At 66.5% G+C, this 547-nt stretch carries 1 protein-coding gene; it reads left to right on the top strand.

Annotated features, from left to right (window positions below; translation table 11 throughout):
* Positions 1 to 136: 136 nt before the first annotated feature.
* A complete protein-coding gene (locus A612_RS00595; protein ID WP_019372681.1) occupies positions 137 to 343 on the top strand; it encodes a hypothetical protein in 207 nt (68 codons plus the stop codon).
* Positions 344 to 547: the final 204 nt, after the last annotated feature.

Here is a 547-nt window from a genome sequence, read left to right as displayed (position 1 = left end):
CTGCGGACGTGAAAGCCGAAGCTGCCGCCGTCGCGGCAGCGCACGGCATGAGCCTGGCCGGCCTGGTGCGCGAGCTGGTGGCCCGCGTGGCCGCCCGCGAAGCTGAAACGCTGGCCTGGCTCGATGAGGCCCGCCGATGAGCCGCCCGCGCTACACGCTCGATGAGCTGCTGGCCGAATCCGACTATTCGCAGCCGCTGCCGCCCGAAGAACGGGAATGGGTCGATGCGCCCGCCGTTGGCCGCGAGTGGCCGGCCTGTGAAACCCTGGAAGGCGAGGGGCTGGCCAACATCGCCAGTTCCGACGATGACGGCCGCGCCGGTGGATCTCATCGCCAGGAATGACGATGCAAGATCCAGACGTGAAAAGGGCGGCTACTGGCCGCCCTTCTTGTTCCTGGTCACCGTTACCGGCTCGCGTTCCAGTCTGCCATCTTCAACTGTGCCAAGGCTGATTCAGCGTGCAGCCTCTCCAATGCGGCCGCCTCGCGGGCGCGAAGGGTGGCAAGCGATACCGCTAGCAGGGGTCTCCTCGTTTTCAGTGCAATA

The sequence above is a fragment of the Melaminivora alkalimesophila genome (genome assembly GCF_000282995.1).
GTDB classification, from domain to species: Bacteria; Pseudomonadota; Gammaproteobacteria; order Burkholderiales; family Burkholderiaceae_C; genus Melaminivora; species Melaminivora alkalimesophila.
This window is presented reverse-complemented; position numbering and strand designations above follow the sequence as displayed.

Excerpts from the sequence above, each read along its gene's own strand:
- A612_RS00595 (WP_019372681.1), top strand. The coding sequence starts at position 137 with ATGAGCCGCCCGCGCTACACGCTCGATGAGCTGCTGGCCGAATCCGAC.